Raw genomic sequence first — 14,737 nt, forward strand, 5'->3', positions numbered from 1 at the left:
GGCGATGCAGCCCGGCGTGCCGGGCTGGATGACTCGGTCAATACAACGAATTGCGCTTGTCCTCGACGGCTTCGAGGGTCACCTTGCCGCGCATGATCCGATACGCCCAGGTGGTGTAGGCGAGCACGATCGGCAGGAAGATGATCACGGCCACCAGCATGATTTCGAGCGTGGTCTTGCTGGAGGTGGAGTCCCACACCGTGAGGCTCGAACGCGGGTCCAGCGAAGACGGCATGATGAACGGAAACATCGAGAAGCCCGCCGTGAGAATCACGCCGATGATCAAGAGCGCGGTGCCGAGGAAGGCCGTCTTTTCGAGCCGCGAGCCGGCCAGCACGAATGCGATCGCGCCACCAAGGATGCCGAGAATCGGCGCAACCGCCATCCACGGATAGAGCCCGTAGTTGCTGATCCACAGGCCTGTGCCAGGTTCGACGCTCTTGAGCAGCGGGTTCGCGACGGAGTCGTACGGCGCGGGCGTCGTGATCGTATAGCCGCCGATCAGCGTCGCCACGAGTGCGCCCGCCACCACGAAGAACACGACCGCAAGCGCCGAGGCAATGCGCAGCGCCTTCGACGCGCGTGCGGCCACCACGCCTTCGCTCTTCAACTTCACGAACGCGGCGCCGTGCGCGGTGAGCATGGTGAGGCTGACGAGCCCGCACAGGATCGCGAACGGATTGAGCAGCGCGAAGAAGCTGCCGTGATACGTCACGCGCAGATCGGAGTCATAGCTGAACGGCACGCCTTCGAGCAGGTTGCCGAACGCCACGCCGAACACGAGCGCCGGCACGAAGCCGCCGATGAAGAGCGCCCAGTCCCATGCGTTGCGCCACTTCGGGTTCTCGCGCTTGCCTCGGTAGTCGAAGCCCACGGGCCGGAAGAAGAGGGCGAAGAGCACGAGCAGCATCGCGAAGTAGAAGCCCGAGAACGACGCCGCATAGACGAGCGGCCAGGCGGCGAACATCGCGCCACCCGCGGTGATGAGCCAGACCTGGTTGCCTTCCCAGGTGGCGCCGACCGTGTTGATGACAATGCGGCGCTCCGCATCGGTCTTGCCGATGAAGGGCAGCAGCACGGCGGCGCCCATGTCGAAGCCGTCGGTGAGCGAGAAGCCGATCAAGAGCACGCCGATCAGCGCCCACCAGATCACTTTGAGCGTTGCGTAGTCCATGGTGTGGTTCCTGTGTGTTTCCTGTGCGTTTCTTGCGACACGTTCGTGGCCTGCATCACGAGACGCGATTGCCACTCGCTGCGGTCGTCACACCCTGCTCGTGGAAGTAGCGTCCCGTATTCAGCGACGACGGGCCGAGGCGCGCGTACTTGAACATCAGCGTGATCTCGATGATGAAGAGCGCCGTGTAAAACACCACGAAGCCCGCGAGGCTCAGCCACACGTCGCCGGGCGCGAGGCTCGACGCCGAAAGATGCGTGGGCAGCACTTCGGCGATGGTCCACGGCTGGCGGCCGAGCTCCGCGACGACCCAGCCGAATTCCGCGGCAAGCCACGGCAGCGGAATCGCCCACACCACCCAGCTCAGGAACCAGCGGCGGTTGTCCTTGAGCAGCGAGCGCTGCGCGCAGAACCAGAACGCGAGTACGAAGGTCGCGAGGAACAGCATGCCGAGGCCCACCATCACGCGAAACGACCAGAACACCGGGGCGACGGGCGGAATCGAGTGCTTCGCGGCGGCCTTGATCTGCGCGGGCGTCGCGTCGACCACGTTCGGCGCGAACTGCTTGAGGAGCAGGCCGTAGCCGAGGTCGGCCTTATGTGCCTCGAATACGTCGCGCGTGGCCGTGTCGGCGCTGCCTTCCTTCATCTTTTGCAGCGCGGCGTAGGCGAGCATGCCGTTCTGGATCCGCACCTCTGCGCGGCCCATCAGATCCTTCAGGCCGATCACCGGCTCGTCGATCGAGCGCGTGGCGATGATGCCCATCAGGTAGGGAATGCGGATAGCGTAGTCGGTGCGCTCTTCCTGCTGGTTAGGGATGCCGAACAGCGTGAACGGGGCCGGCGCGGGTGCCGTGTCCCATTCGGCCTCGATGGCGGCGAGCTTGATCTGCTGGACCTCGCCCGTGCGATAGCCCGATTCGTCGCCGAGCACGATCACGCAAAGCGTGGACGCGAGACCGAAGCCCGCGGCAATCGCGAACGAGCGCAGCGCGAAGTCCACGTCGCGGCGGCGCAGCAGATACCACGACGAAATGCCGAGCACGAACATCGACGCCGTCACGTAGCCGGCGGACACCGTGTGCACGAACTTCACCTGGGCGACCGGGTTGAAGATCACCTGGAAGAGGCTCGTGAGCTCCATGCGCATGGTTTCGTAGTTGAACGCGGCGCCCACGGGGTTCTGCATCCAGCCGTTGGCGACGAGAATCCACAGCGCGGAAAGGTTCGAGCCGAGCGCGACGAAGAACGTCGTAAGCAGGTGGCCGCCCTTCGACATGCGGTTCCAGCCGAAGAAGAACAGGCCCACGAAGGTCGACTCGAGGAAGAACGCGGCCAGCCCCTCAACGGCGAGCGGCACGCCGAAGATATCGCCCACGTAGTGCGAGTAGTACGACCAGTTCGTGCCGAACTGGAATTCCATCGTGAGACCGGTGGTGACGCCCATCACGAAATTGATCGCGAAGAGCTTGCCCCAGAACTGCGTCATGTCCTTGTAGATCGGCTTGCCGGTCATCACGTAGACCGATTCCATGATGACGAGGAGCCACGACAGACCCAGCGTGAGCGGCACGAACAGGAAGTGATAGAGCGCGGTGACCGCGAACTGCAGGCGCGATAGATCGACGGTTTCGCTAATTGGCATGGTGCGGGTCCCCTTGGGGTGGATTTGCGCCGGGCGGGCTAGCTCCGGGCGGGCTAGCCTCGGGCGGCACGGGCACGGAGAGGAGGGCCTGTGCGACCGCCGCTGGCGGCATGGTCATGTTCTCGGCCTGCGGATGATTGAAGAATGCGTATTTGAGCGCCATCAGCAGCACGAGCTTGAAGGCAAGGACGAGAACGATGTCGCGGCCGAAGGTCGGGCCGCGTGCCCACTGCAGGAAGCGCGCGCGCAACAACGGTCGTGCTCGCGCAAACTGGCCGGAAGTCGAGTTCATGACGATGTCAGATTAGGGCTGCATCACACATGAAATCATCTTACGAAGTAATGGGAAAAGGCGGCGCGAAGGTGTACGAATTACTGTTGGCCAAAAAAGAAAAGCCCCACTCTCGGTAAGAGTGGGGCTATGCGGGAAGCGCTTGTTGGCGGCCTGGCGGCCGCGCGGTGCGACTGATGTCTTAGGCGTAGTCGGCCAGCGCCGTGCGCATCTTCTTCATGGCGCTCGCTTCGATCTGGCGAATGCGCTCGGCCGAGACGCCGAACTCCTCGGCCAGTTCGTGCAGCGTCGAGCCGCCCGAGCCGTCGTCTTCGACGTTCAGCCAGCGCGCCTCGATGATGCGGCGGCTGCGCGCGTCGAGAGCCTCCAGCGCGCTCGCAATGCCGTCCGACTGCAGACGGTCGCGCTGACGCGAGGCGATCACGGCGGTCGGCTCGTTGTGCGAGTCGGCGAGCCAGGCGATCGGGGCGAACGATTCTTCGCCGTCGTCGGTCTGGCCTTCGAGCGCGATATCCGAACCCGACAGACGTGTTTCCATCTCCACGACTTCTTCGCGCTTCACATTCAGTTCCTGCGCGAGGCCTTCAATTTCCTCGGGCGTGAACGACTGCAGGCCCTGCTTGTGGCTGCGCAGATTGAAGAACAGCTTGCGTTGCGCCTTGGTCGTGGCGACCTTCACCATGCGCCAGTTGCGCAGGATGTACTCATGAATCTCCGCCTTGATCCAGTGCATGGCGTACGACACGAGACGTACATTCTGCTCGGGGTCAAAGCGCTTCACAGCCTTCATCAGGCCGATATTGCCTTCCTGGATCAGGTCGGCATGCGGCAGACCGTAGCCCAGATAATTGCGCGCGATCGACACCACGAGTCGCAGGTGCGATAGCACGAGGCGGCGCGCGCCTTCGAGATTGTTTTCCTGGCGATACTCGGTCGCGAACTGGCGCTCCTCTTGCGGCGTCAACATCGGGATCCGGTTCACGGCCTGAATGTAGGCGTCGATGTTGCCCAGTTGGCCAGGCAGCATGGAAGCGTTCGCGAGCGCCAGTACACCCGAACCTCCGGCCTTGGCCGTCGACGGGCTAAGCATATTCGGAAGGGTCATGGTCATTGCGTTGCTCACGTAGCGAACTCCTCAGGAATCTTGCAAAAGTCAGACATCGACTCCACGGTGGATGTTAGCACTCTGAATTGGTGAGTGCTAATACTTCGAGTCTGTAGGGACTTCAAGGTTCCGTAATCCCTATCGAAATATTTGTTTCGATAGATTTCAGCGAAACACTGAGAGGCAAGCTGGACGGGGCTTGCCGCCCGTCGCGGTCCCGCACACACCTGCGGGCCGAAGGAATACTCTAGAACGAGGCCGTCATCCGGGACAGATACGGAGGAAAAAGGGGATGGACTGAACGGGGTTACGGGCGGCTGGCGCCTCGCGACGATGCGCTGGTACCGGACCCGAATTTCGACGCCCGGATCTGTCTAATAGACATTGGATCGAGCCAAAAGTGCTGCGATGCGACATTCGGGCACGGCCGGTTAGGCGCGGCCGGCTAGGCGCGGCCGGCTAGGCGCGGCCGGTCAGACGCAGCCGACGAGGCGTACTTTGCCATGCCTTCGACGTGCATCTGTGTCGTCGAACGCTCATATGGGGGCGATCCGTTTGATCGCAAGTATCCATGCGTCGAAACCTGGTATAAATTTCAGCGAGGCGCGTGCGATAAATCTTCGGTGCGAGTCGGCGCGATGACGTGGACTTGTGCGCAAGGGGCTCTAGCAATGATTGCAAAAGTAATCGATGCGATTCGTGGGCTGGAGCGCGAGCGGTTTCGCGCGATGGTGGATGGCGACGGCTCGTCGCTGGATCAACTCCTGTCCGACCACGCCACCTTCATCCACACGAACGGCAAACGCGAGACCAAACAGCAGTTCATCGACGCGATCACGGCGGGGCGCCGCCGCTACCGCCAGATCGAGATCCAGTCGCAGGACGTGCTGCCGGTGGGGCGCGAGACCTGCGTGATCTCGGGCCGCGCGCTGATCGAGATGGAAGCCAACAATGGCGCGCTGCTCTATCCCATTGCTTATACGGCGATTCAGACGCAGGAGGATGGCCACTGGCGTCTGCTCGCGTGGCAGGCGACACGTTGCGCGATCGAGTGACGACCGGTAGGTCCACTCGCCGATATCGCCTGGTGGGCGTATCGGGCGCACGCCGGCGGCCCGTCTTGCCGCCGGCGCTCAACGGCGCCGCTTGTCGACCAGAGTTGGCACTTTAGTGCCTTACTCTGGTCCCATGCTTCGCGGTCGACCAGAGTTGGTGCAAAGCTCCTTACTCTGGTCCCATGCAAAGCTTTGGTGCTGCTTCCACTAAACCGCTTCTCTCACTGTGCCGCCGCGCTTACGCGCGGCGGTGTCACTTCGCGCACGTTCGCGTGCGCAATTGTCTGATCAAGCCGCCGCGCGCTGGTCGACTTGCGGCCAGGCGGCGCGGTTGACCGCGCTCACCATGGCGGCGATGGTCGCATGCGCGGCGTCGTCGGCGACCCCAACGCCATGGCGCAGCGGCTGAGCGTCCACCCGGCAGCCGACGAAGACCGCCGTGGCGCCCTGCGCCGTGCCCAGCGTTTCGAGCGACGTGACTTCGATACCAACGCCCGCGGCCGCCGCGATTGCCACGGCCACGGCCCGCGCATGCGCTTCGTCGATTTGCGCCGCCGCCGGCATGGCGACCTCGCGGCCCTCCCAGCGCACCCGTCCCGCACCTGCGTGCGCGGCCGGCCCGCGCGTCTCGAGGTATTCGCGCGAGAAGAGCGCGCAAATTGCGTCGCCCGAGATCTCTTCGCCCGAGCCGTCGGTGACCGTCTGCACGGCGTGGCTGAATTCGATCTGCACGCGGCGCGGCGGCGTGAAGCCCATGCCGCGCTCGAGCAGCCAGGTGGCGCCGCCCTTGCCCGACTGGCTGTTCACGCGAATCACCGCGTCATAGCTGCGGCCGAGATCGGCGGGATCGATCGGGAGATAGGGCACTTCCCAGAGCGCATCCGCTTTTTGCTGCGCGAAGCCCTTGCGGATCGCGTCCTGGTGCGAGCCCGAGAATGCCGTGAACACGAGGTCGCCCGCATACGGGTGGCGCGGATGCACGGGCAGCTGGTTGCAACGCTCGACCACGCGGCGCACGGCGTCGATATCGGAAAAGTCGAGGCCCGGGTCGATGCCCTGCGTGTAGAGATTCATCGCGAGCGTGACGAGGTCGACATTGCCGGTGCGCTCGCCGTTGCCGAACAGGCACCCTTCGATGCGGTCCGCGCCAGCGAGCAACGCCATTTCGGCGGCGGCCACGGCCGTGCCGCGATCGTTGTGCGGATGCACCGAGAGCACGATGCTGTCGCGGTACGCGAGGTTGCGGTCCATCCACTCGATCTGGTCGGCGTAGACGTTGGGCATCGCGGCTTCGACGGTGGCCGGCAGGTTCACGATCATCTTGTGATCGCGCGTCGGGCGCCAGGTCTGGGCCACGGCGTCACAGACTTCGCGCGCGAACGAGAGCTCGGTCATGCTGAAGGTTTCCGGCGAGTACTGGTAGATCCAGTGCGTGCCGGGGCGCGCGTCGGCGTACTGGCGGATGAGGCGCGTGCCTTCGACCGCGAGCGCCTTGACTTCGTCTTTCGACTGCCCGAACACGATCTTGCGGAACGACGGGCAGATCGCGTTGTAGAGGTGCACGATCGCGCGCGGCGCGCCTTCGAGCGCTTCGAACGTGCGGCCGATGAGCTCCTCGCGCGATTGCACGAGCACTTCGATCGTCACGTCTTCCGGAATGCGCCTTTCCTCGATCAGCTTGCGCACGAAATCGAAGTCGGTTTGCGACGCCGACGGAAAGCCGACTTCGATTTCCTTGAAGCCGATTCCCACCAGCATCTCGAAGAACTCGAGCTTCTGCTCGATGCTCATCGGCTCGATCAGCGACTGGTTGCCGTCGCGCAGGTCGGTGCTCATCCAGATGGGCGCGTGTTCGACAGTGCGCGTGGGCCATCGGCGGCCGTTCAAGCGGATGGCGGGGAAAGGGCGGTACTTCTCGGCGGGATTACGCAACATGACATGCCTCGTTCTTCGGGGTGTCGTTTGCGATGGCGGTCGGCAGCGGGCGGCTGGCTTGCTGACGACGAGGCACGATGCGCACAACTTCGGGCGAACGGGCGGCAACCACGGACGCGAAGAAGATGGCCACGGTGACGGCGGTAACCGGCGCGGCAAAAGCGGACATGAACGAAGCCCATGCAACGTGCATTTTGACCCTCGCGACTCGTCCGAACGGTAAACGGACGAATGCAGACGACTGGTTGTGGAGAAACTGCGGTTTGGGGTACTGCGAGAACTGCTTGGGAGGACTGCCGACCGGAGAGGTGGTCGCGCAGCGCTACGCCTGGCTTACGCTAGACGTAGCGATAGGGCCGCTAGGCGGCCTGAGGTAATTCGGAGGGGGTTCGGAAAGGAACGCATTTGTCCAATGTAAGTCAGGACTGGCGCATTTGTCAACAGCGGTGCCAACAGCGAATGCGTGCTCTTGTGTCGCGAAGATGCGTGCAGATGAACGCCGTTACGCGCGCTTCGCGATGCGCTTGATCGTCTCGACCTGGCGGGCGATGGCCTCGGGGACCGGCGCGTCGCCGCGCAGCACGGCCTCGATCCAGGCCGCTGTCGTGGGGGCGTCGCGGCCTTCGGGCAGATCGATTTCGGGGCTGTCCGGCGACGAGCGTACCGGCTCGATCAACGTCTCGCAGATGCCGTCGTGCAGCCAGTCCACCTGCACCTGGCGGCGCGTGTCGGCGACGGCTTCGCCTTCGGTGCCGCGCGCGAGCAGCGCCCCGCCCACAGCGGCCTCCGGGTGCGCCGCAAAGAGTGCGCTCAGGCTCTCGCGATAGGGCGGATGCGTGTAGTTCACGAGCCGCAGGCCGGGGGGCTGCGCGAACGGCTGCAACAGCTTGACGAGCGTGTGCGTGGAGTTGCGCACGCCCATGCGCCGGCGCAGCGACAACAGGCGCGCAAGCTTGGGCGCGAGCGTTTCGATCGACGTGAACGCCACGCGGCGCTCGGCGAGCTGCGCCTCGATCGCAGCGTGGTCGCTCGCGCCAGGCAGGTTCAGCGCAGCGAAGATTTCCGCGCTCGTCACGCGGCCCGGATCGACGACGACGCCGTGCACGAGCGTCGGCACGCCTTCGCACGCGAGCAGCAAAGCGAGCAGCGGCACGAGGTTCGGCTGCTTGCGCGCGCCGTTGTAGCTCGGGATCGACACCGGGCGGTACGCGCCCTCGGCCACCACGATGGGCGCGAACGACGCATGGGCGGCCGCGAGCATGGCGGCGAGTTCATCGGCGGTTTCGCCCTTGAGCCGGTAGGCGAGCAGCACCGCGCCCAGTTCGAGTTCGGGCACGCGGCCGTCGAGCATCGCCGCATAGAGCGTATGCGTGTCTTCGGACGACAGCGAACGCGCGCCGTGCGGCCCGCGGCCGATTTCCTTGATGAAGCGGGCGCAGGAGAAAGTATCTGTGGAGTCGGGGGCGTTCATGGCGGCGTGAGTGTGGTGCAGGCGGCACGCAGCGCGATGGCGGCGTGTTGAGCGGCAACAAGGCCGCTTTCGTCGGCGTATCGGCGTTTTGGCCTGGATTCTGGGATACGGGAAGTATCGCACGAGCGCCGCGGCGCACTGCCACCGCTGCGCGTTAAACTCGCGTTCTACCTCGCGCATGCTGCGCCGCTGCGGCCGCGCGCCTTGCTCGCTTGCCGCGCGCTTCCGGCGGCGCGTGGACCATCACAAAGACGGAGAACCCGATGACATACGCATTTGACCCGGCACCACAAGCCGCAGTGCCCGTGGCCGGCAGCGCCGCGCGCTTTCCGGTGCGCCGCATCTACTGCGTCGGCCGTAACTATGAGGCGCACGCGCGCGAGATGGGTCACGATCCGGACCGCGAGCCGCCGTTCTTTTTCGCCAAGCCCGCCGACGCGCTGCTCTACGTCGCGCCCGGCACGACCGCCGAATTCCCGTATCCCGCGCGGTCGCAGAACGTCCACTTCGAAATGGAGCTGGTCGCCGCGATCGGCAAGGGCGGCAAGAACATTCCCGTCGAGCGCGCGCTCGACCACGTGTTCGGCTACGCGCTCGGCCTCGACATGACGCGCCGCGACCTGCAAGCCGAAGCGAAGAAGCTCGGCCGCCCATGGGACACCGCGAAGGGCTTCGACCACTCCGCTCCCATCGGTCCGATCCATCCCGTCGCGCAAGTCGGCCAGTTGGCTAGCGGCGCGATCTGGCTCACGGTGAACGGCGAGGAGAAGCAGCGCTCGGACATCTCGCAGATGATCTGGCCGGTCGCCGACACCATCGCATTTCTCTCGACGCTCTTCGAGCTGAAGGCGGGCGACCTGATTTACACGGGCACGCCAGAGGGCGTCGGTGCGGTCAAGCCCGGCGACGTGATGAAGGGCGGCGTGGACGGCATCGGCGAATTTGCCGTGCGCGTGGCGTAAGAGCACCGCTAGAGGAGCATGAGGGGAGCATGAAGCTTTACAGCTATTTCCGCAGTTCGGCGTCGTATCGCGTGCGTATCGCGCTGAATTTGAAGAACCTGCCGTACGAGTACGTGCCGGTGCATCTGGTGCGCGAGGGCGGCGAGCAACTGAAGCCCGCGTACCGCAAGGTCAATCCCGATGCGATCGTGCCGACGTTCATCGACGATGAGGACCATACGATCCAGCAATCGCTCGCGATCATCGAGTATCTCGAAGAGACGCATCCGGAGCCGCCGCTGTTGCCGAAGTCGCCCGCCGATCGCGCGCACGTGCGCTCGATCGCGCTGCAGATCGCGTGCGAGATTCATCCGGTCGACAACCTGCGCGTGCTGAGATACCTGAAGCACACCTTGGGCGTGGACGATGCGGCCAAGGATGCCTGGTACCGGCACTGGATCGAAACCGGGTTCACCACGCTGGAGGAGCGCCTTGCGAACGATCCGCGCACGGGCAAGCTCTGTTATGGCGATACGCCTACGCTTGCCGACCTGTGCCTCGTGCCGCAGATTTACAACGCGCATCGCTTCAAGATCGATACGATGCGCTATCCGACCATCCAGCGCATTCACGACTACGCCGTGCAACTCGACGCGTTCGTGCGCGCGGCGCCAGGTGTGCAGCCGGACGCGGAGTGAGCCGGGGTGGACCGGGTGGATGTTAGGCCCGTGAGCGCCTGAAAAAAATGGCGTCGTCCTCGCGAACGACGCCATTTTTGTTTGCGCCTGCGAGCGCGATCAGTTCCCGAGCAGTGCGTCGGCGAATTCTTCGGCCACGAACGGCTGCAGGTCCTCGACCTTCTCGCCCACGCCGATGAAATACACCGGAATCGGGCGCTGGCGCGCGATGGCGGCGAGGATGCCGCCCTTCGCGGTGCCGTCGAGCTTCGTGACGATGAGGCCGGTCAGGCCGAGCGCGTCGTCGAACACCTTCACCTGGGTGAGCGCGTTCTGGCCCGTGTTCGCGTCGATCACGAGCAGCACTTCGTGCGGCGCGCCCTCGAGCGCCTTGCCGATCACGCGCTTGACCTTCTTGAGCTCGTCCATGAGGTGCAGCTGCGTGGGCAGGCGGCCGGCCGTGTCGGCCATCACCACATTGATGCCGCGCGCGCGCGCCGCGCTCACCGCGTCGAAGATCACGGCGGCCGGGTCGCCGCTTTCCTGCTGCACGACCGTCACGTTGTTGCGCTCGCCCCAGATCGTGAGCTGCTCGCGCGCGGCGGCACGGAAGGTGTCGCCGGCGGCCAGCAGCACGCTCTGGTCGAAGCTCTGCAGATGCTTGGCGAGCTTGCCGATACTCGTGGTCTTGCCCGCGCCGTTCACGCCCGCGATCATCATCACGAGCGGCTGCGCGCGGCCCAGCATGAGCGATTTTTCGAGCGGCTCGAGCAGGTCGATGAGCAACTGGCGCAGCGCGTCCTTCACTTGCTGGGCGTCGGTCAGGCGCTCTGCGCGCACCTTCTGGCGCAGCGTTTCCAGCAGGTGCTCGGTGGCGTCGACGCCCGCGTCGGACATCAGCAGCGCGGTTTCGAGCTCCTCGTAGAGGTCGTCGTCGATCTTCGCGTTGACGAAGATGCTCTGAATGTTCGAGCTCGTCTTCGAAAGTCCCGACTTCAGGCGCGAGAGCCACGACTGCTTCGCGTTGGCGTCGGGCGCGGGCGGCGGGACGATCTCGACGGTTTCGAGCTCGCTTTCCACGGTTTGTGGCGCGGCGGCGCTCACCGGAGCGGGAATGTGCGCAGCGGTTGCGGCAGGCTCGGACGCGGAAGACTCTGCGCCCGCTTCATCGGGCGCGGCCTGCGAGTCCGCGTCGGTTTCGGCCGGCTCGTTCCCGGCGCCCTTCGAACCCCGGAGTCGTTTAAAGAAACTGAACATGGTCTGGTGTGAGGAAAGCGCGCTGCGGTCTGACCGAGGGACGGTCATCGACGTAGCTCAAGCGGGCAACGCGTGAAAAACACGTCATTTTATCAGGCGCCCCCGGGCGCGTCGTTGGGGCAGGCGTGCGGTATCCATCCCAGCGCGCGCTCGACCCTGTGGTAACGTTCGCGCATTGGCCGGTGCGGCGCTTGCGCGCACGGCAGGTTGTGCCATGCCTGCGGTCGTCCAGGCGGCGAGCGCTGGCGCATAACAGTACCGATTCACTCAGCAAAAAACGCATGCCCCGTTCATCCTCCCCGCGCCCCCAGGGCGCTCGCGCAGTTCGTGGTGCGCAATCCGGCTTGCCGTCTGGCTCGCCGTCCGGCCGCGCCGGCGGCACGCACACGATCCGCATCATTGGTGGCGACTGGAAGCGCACGCCGCTGCCGGTGCTCGATCTCGAGGGCCTGCGGCCCACGCCCGACCGCGTGCGCGAGACGCTTTTCAACTGGCTCGGCCAGCGCCTCGACGGCCTGCGCTGCCTCGACCTGTTCGCGGGCAGTGGCGCGCTCGGCTTCGAAGCGGCGTCGCGTGGCGCGGCGCGCGTGGTGATGGTCGAGCGCAACGCGCGCGCGGCTGCCCAGTTGCGTGCGAACCAGGCGCACCTCGCCGCCCGCACGATCGAGGTCGCCGAAGCCGATGCGCTGCGCCTCGCCGCCAATCTCGCGCCGGGCTCGTTCGACGTCGTGTTCCTCGATCCGCCGTTCGGCGATGCCGCGCTGCTCGCGCGCTCGCTCGAGTTGGCCGCGCCGCTCGTCGCAGCCGATGGCTGGCTCTACGTGGAGTCGGGCGAGGCCGTGAATCCCGCGACGCAGCCCGCGCTGGCGGGCTGGAGCGTGGTGCGCGAGGGCAAGGCGGGGGCGGTTCGCTATCATTTGCTGCAGCGCGAAAATGAGGAATAATGCGCGTTCGATAAAGAAGCGGCGGGCGGCTTCAGGCGCCACGCAGGCACTCGCGCATGCGGCGCATGAGCCGCACATTGCGCCCCATTTCTGTTGAGAGGAGAAGCCTCATGGTAGTCGCCGTGTACCCCGGTACGTTCGATCCGCTCACGCGCGGTCACGAAGATCTCGTGCGGCGCGCGTCGAGCATTTTCGACACGCTGGTGGTCGGTGTCGCCGACAGCCGCAACAAGAAGCCGTTCTTCTCGCTCGAGGAGCGGCTCGAGATTGCGCACGAGGTGCTCGGCCACTATCCGAACGTTCAGGTGATGAGCTTCAAGGGCCTGCTCAAGGATTTCGTGCGCAACAACAACGCGCGCGTGATCGTGCGCGGCCTGCGTGCCGTGTCGGACTTCGAATATGAGTTTCAGATGGCCGGCATGAACCGCTACCTGCTGCCCGACGTCGAGACGATGTTCATGACGCCGTCGGATCAATATCAGTTCATTTCGGGCACGATCGTGCGCGAAATCGCCCAGTTGGGCGGCGATGTCAGCAAGTTCGTGTTCCCTTCGGTGGAAAAGCGGCTGCAGGACAAGGTGGCCTCGCTCGGCGGCCCGGCCTGAGCCAGGCTCGAGCGGCGTGCGCCGCCCTGTGCGGCGCCGTTTTCTTCCCTTTCTGACGCGGCGGCAGGCTTCGAAGGCCCGGCAAGGCGCGGGCTGCGGCGCTATAATGTATTGTTTTTGAAGGGAAACGTGAGAGCAGCATGGCCCTGATGATTACCGACGAGTGCATCAATTGCGACGTCTGCGAGCCCGAGTGCCCGAACGACGCAATTTCGATGGGCCCCGAAATCTACGTGATCGACCCGAAGAAGTGCACCGAATGCGTTGGCCACTTCGACGAACCGCAGTGCATCCAGGTCTGCCCGGTCGAGTGCATTCCGAAAAATCCGGAACATGTGGAGTCGCACGAGCAGTTGATGGAGAAGTATCGCGCGCTCGTGGCGGCGAAGAACGCTTGAAACGCAGGCTGGCCTCGCGCCCATGCGGAAACAAGAAACGCGCCTCGATGGGGCGCGTTTTTGTTTGATTCGGGTCTTTTAGCCGACGATGACCTTCAAGGCTTTGACGAGCGTATCGCATTCGTCGTCGGTGCCGACCGAGATGCGCAGGTGCTGGTTCACGAGCGGCGCGTTGAAGTGGCGCACGAAGATCTCTTTCTCGCGCAGCTTCGCGGCGAGTTGCGCGGCGTCGTGTGCCGGATGCTTCGCGAACACGAAATTGGCCGCCGACGGCACGACCTCGAAGCCTAGCGCCTCGAGCGAAGCCGTCAGCCGCTCACGGCTCTCCATGACGCGTCTGCGCGTGGTTTCCAGCCACTCGGCGTCCTCGTAGGCCGCCGTCGCCGCGGCTTGCGCGAGGCGGTCGAGCGGATACGAGTTGAAGCTGTCCTTCACGCGGTTGAGCGCGTCGATCAGATCGGCGTGGCCGAACGCGAAGCCCACGCGCATGCCCGCGAGCGAGCGCGACTTCGACGTCGTGTGCACCACGAGCAGGTTCGGGTAGCGGTCGATCAGCGCGATCGCCGACTGCGCGCCGAAATCCACATAGGCCTCATCCACGACCACGACCGAGCCGGCGTTCGCCGCCACGAGGCGCTCGACATCTGCGAGCGGCAGCGCGTGGCCGGTGGGCGCGTTGGGATTCGGGAAGATCACGCCGCCGTTCGTCGCACCGTTCGCCGGCAGATAATCGTCGACGCGGATCGCGAACTGCGCGTCGAGCGGCACCGTGCGGTACTCGACGTCGTAAAGGCGCGCGTAGGTCGGATAGAAGCTGTACGTGATATCGGGAAAGAGGATCGGCTTGTCGTGCTTGAGCAGCGCCTGGAATGCGTGCGCGAGCACTTCGTCGGAGCCGTTGCCCACGAACACTTGATCCGTGCGGATGCCGTGATGCGCGGCCACTGCGGCGCGCAGGCGCCTGGCGACCGGGTCCGGATAGCGGCGCAGCGACTCGGCAGTCTCGCCGAGTTCGGCGCGGATCGCTTCGAGCACGCGCGGGGAGGGCGGATACGGGTTCTCGTTGGTGTTGAGCTTCACCGGCTTCGCGAGCGCGGGCTGCTCGCCCGGCACATAAGGCACGAGGCGGTGGACGATGTCACTCCAGTAACGACTCAAGACGCTCTCCTTTGTCGACCGGAGTTAGTGCTTTAGCACTTACTCCGGTCCCATGCTTCGCGGTCGACCGGAGTTAATGC

The 14,737-nt window shown here is 64.9% G+C and carries 15 protein-coding genes; 6 read left to right on the forward strand and 9 right to left on the reverse strand.

Translation table 11 applies throughout. From position 1 onward, the window contains the following. Window positions 1-37 precede the first annotated feature (37 nt). The 4 genes from cydB to rpoH form a co-directional block, all read right to left on the reverse strand. The gene (gene cydB / locus EYW47_RS17555) at window positions 38-1,174 is read right to left on the reverse strand and encodes a cytochrome d ubiquinol oxidase subunit II (RefSeq protein ID WP_133196115.1); all 1,137 of its coding nucleotides are present in this window, start codon (window positions 1,172-1,174) and stop codon (window positions 38-40) included. Window positions 1,175-1,229: 55 nt separating this feature from the next. Beyond that, entirely contained in the window at window positions 1,230-2,819 is a 1,590-nt protein-coding gene (locus EYW47_RS17560; RefSeq protein ID WP_133196116.1) for a cytochrome ubiquinol oxidase subunit I, read from the reverse strand. Then, window positions 2,809-3,111, reverse strand: a complete 303-nt coding sequence (gene cydP / locus EYW47_RS17565; RefSeq protein ID WP_133196117.1) for a cytochrome oxidase putative small subunit CydP — start codon at window positions 3,109-3,111, stop codon at window positions 2,809-2,811. The genes EYW47_RS17560 and cydP overlap by 11 nt, the downstream gene beginning before the upstream one ends. Before the next feature lie 181 nt (window positions 3,112-3,292). Then, the gene (gene rpoH, locus EYW47_RS17570) at window positions 3,293-4,234 is read right to left on the reverse strand and encodes an RNA polymerase sigma factor RpoH (RefSeq protein WP_133196118.1); all 942 of its coding nucleotides are present in this window, start codon (window positions 4,232-4,234) and stop codon (window positions 3,293-3,295) included. Between the two features lie 653 nt (window positions 4,235-4,887). Between rpoH and EYW47_RS17575 the strand changes: the two genes are divergently transcribed. Further along, window positions 4,888-5,271, forward strand: coding sequence for a nuclear transport factor 2 family protein (locus tag EYW47_RS17575; RefSeq protein WP_133196119.1), 384 nt, complete (start codon window positions 4,888-4,890; stop codon window positions 5,269-5,271). 288 nt (window positions 5,272-5,559) lie between these two features. On the opposite strand, the gene leuA is transcribed toward EYW47_RS17575, so the two are convergent. The 3 genes from leuA to ybiB all read right to left on the reverse strand — a co-directional run bounded on the left by leuA (window position 5,560) and on the right by ybiB (window position 8,677). Next, a complete protein-coding gene (gene leuA / locus EYW47_RS17580; protein WP_133196120.1) occupies window positions 5,560-7,206 on the reverse strand; it encodes a 2-isopropylmalate synthase in 1,647 nt (548 codons plus the stop codon). Then, window positions 7,196-7,399 (reverse strand): hypothetical protein, encoded by a 204-nt coding sequence (locus EYW47_RS17585; RefSeq protein WP_133196121.1) that lies wholly within the window; start codon window positions 7,397-7,399, stop codon window positions 7,196-7,198. Before EYW47_RS17585 ends, leuA begins: the two co-directional genes overlap by 11 nt. Window positions 7,400-7,708: 309 nt before the next feature. After that, window positions 7,709-8,677 (reverse strand): DNA-binding protein YbiB, encoded by a 969-nt coding sequence (gene ybiB, locus EYW47_RS17590; protein WP_133196122.1) that lies wholly within the window; start codon window positions 8,675-8,677, stop codon window positions 7,709-7,711. A 263-nt stretch (window positions 8,678-8,940) separates the two neighbouring features. Here ybiB and EYW47_RS17595 point away from each other — a divergent pair, with 263 nt between their 5' ends. Continuing rightward, entirely contained in the window at window positions 8,941-9,639 is a 699-nt protein-coding gene (locus EYW47_RS17595) for a fumarylacetoacetate hydrolase family protein (RefSeq protein WP_133196123.1), read from the forward strand. Window positions 9,640-9,668: 29 nt separating this feature from the next. Beyond that, window positions 9,669-10,316, forward strand: a complete 648-nt coding sequence (maiA, locus tag EYW47_RS17600) for a maleylacetoacetate isomerase (RefSeq protein ID WP_133196124.1) — start codon at window positions 9,669-9,671, stop codon at window positions 10,314-10,316. A 99-nt stretch (window positions 10,317-10,415) separates the two neighbouring features. Here maiA and ftsY read toward each other — a convergent pair whose 3' ends face one another. Further along, window positions 10,416-11,552: a signal recognition particle-docking protein FtsY gene (ftsY, locus tag EYW47_RS17605; RefSeq protein ID WP_133196125.1), complete on the reverse strand. Its 1,137-nt coding sequence runs from the start codon at window positions 11,550-11,552 to the stop codon at window positions 10,416-10,418. Between the two features lie 281 nt (window positions 11,553-11,833). Between ftsY and rsmD the strand changes: the two genes are divergently transcribed. The 3 genes from rsmD (at window position 11,834) to EYW47_RS17620 (ending at window position 13,499) form a co-directional block, all read left to right on the forward strand. Next, complete coding sequence (rsmD, locus tag EYW47_RS17610) at window positions 11,834-12,496, forward strand: 16S rRNA (guanine(966)-N(2))-methyltransferase RsmD (RefSeq protein WP_133196126.1); 663 nt, start codon at window positions 11,834-11,836, stop codon at window positions 12,494-12,496. 110 nt (window positions 12,497-12,606) lie between these two features. Next, window positions 12,607-13,101 (forward strand): pantetheine-phosphate adenylyltransferase, encoded by a 495-nt coding sequence (gene coaD, locus EYW47_RS17615; protein ID WP_133196127.1) that lies wholly within the window; start codon window positions 12,607-12,609, stop codon window positions 13,099-13,101. Window positions 13,102-13,241: 140 nt separating this feature from the next. Next, on the forward strand, window positions 13,242-13,499 hold the full coding sequence (locus tag EYW47_RS17620; protein WP_028219983.1) for a YfhL family 4Fe-4S dicluster ferredoxin: 258 nt from the start codon (window positions 13,242-13,244) through the stop codon (window positions 13,497-13,499). Window positions 13,500-13,577: 78 nt separating this feature from the next. Here the strand turns inward: EYW47_RS17620 and hisC are convergent, their stop codons facing one another. Then, window positions 13,578-14,657 (reverse strand): histidinol-phosphate transaminase, encoded by a 1,080-nt coding sequence (hisC, locus tag EYW47_RS17625; RefSeq protein WP_133196128.1) that lies wholly within the window; start codon window positions 14,655-14,657, stop codon window positions 13,578-13,580. Window positions 14,658-14,737: the final 80 nt, after the last annotated feature.

Source organism: Paraburkholderia silviterrae (assembly GCF_004353915.1).
GTDB lineage: Bacteria > Pseudomonadota > Gammaproteobacteria > Burkholderiales > Burkholderiaceae > Paraburkholderia > Paraburkholderia silviterrae.

Coding starts and splice junctions, on each gene's coding strand:
- EYW47_RS17595 (WP_133196123.1), top strand. CDS start 8,941: ATGACATACGCATTTGACCCGGCACCACAAGCCGCAGTGCCCGTGGCC.
- maiA (WP_133196124.1), top strand. CDS start 9,669: ATGAAGCTTTACAGCTATTTCCGCAGTTCGGCGTCGTATCGCGTGCGT.
- EYW47_RS17560 (WP_133196116.1), bottom strand. CDS start 2,819: ATGCCAATTAGCGAAACCGTCGATCTATCGCGCCTGCAGTTCGCGGTC.
- cydP (WP_133196117.1), bottom strand. CDS start 3,111: ATGAACTCGACTTCCGGCCAGTTTGCGCGAGCACGACCGTTGTTGCGC.
- EYW47_RS17620 (WP_028219983.1), top strand. CDS start 13,242: ATGGCCCTGATGATTACCGACGAGTGCATCAATTGCGACGTCTGCGAG.
- rsmD (WP_133196126.1), top strand. CDS start 11,834: ATGCCCCGTTCATCCTCCCCGCGCCCCCAGGGCGCTCGCGCAGTTCGT.
- cydB (WP_133196115.1), bottom strand. CDS start 1,174: ATGGACTACGCAACGCTCAAAGTGATCTGGTGGGCGCTGATCGGCGTG.
- coaD (WP_133196127.1), top strand. CDS start 12,607: ATGGTAGTCGCCGTGTACCCCGGTACGTTCGATCCGCTCACGCGCGGT.
- EYW47_RS17575 (WP_133196119.1), top strand. CDS start 4,888: ATGATTGCAAAAGTAATCGATGCGATTCGTGGGCTGGAGCGCGAGCGG.
- leuA (WP_133196120.1), bottom strand. CDS start 7,206: ATGTTGCGTAATCCCGCCGAGAAGTACCGCCCTTTCCCCGCCATCCGC.
- EYW47_RS17585 (WP_133196121.1), bottom strand. CDS start 7,399: ATGCACGTTGCATGGGCTTCGTTCATGTCCGCTTTTGCCGCGCCGGTT.
- ftsY (WP_133196125.1), bottom strand. CDS start 11,552: ATGTTCAGTTTCTTTAAACGACTCCGGGGTTCGAAGGGCGCCGGGAAC.
- ybiB (WP_133196122.1), bottom strand. CDS start 8,677: ATGAACGCCCCCGACTCCACAGATACTTTCTCCTGCGCCCGCTTCATC.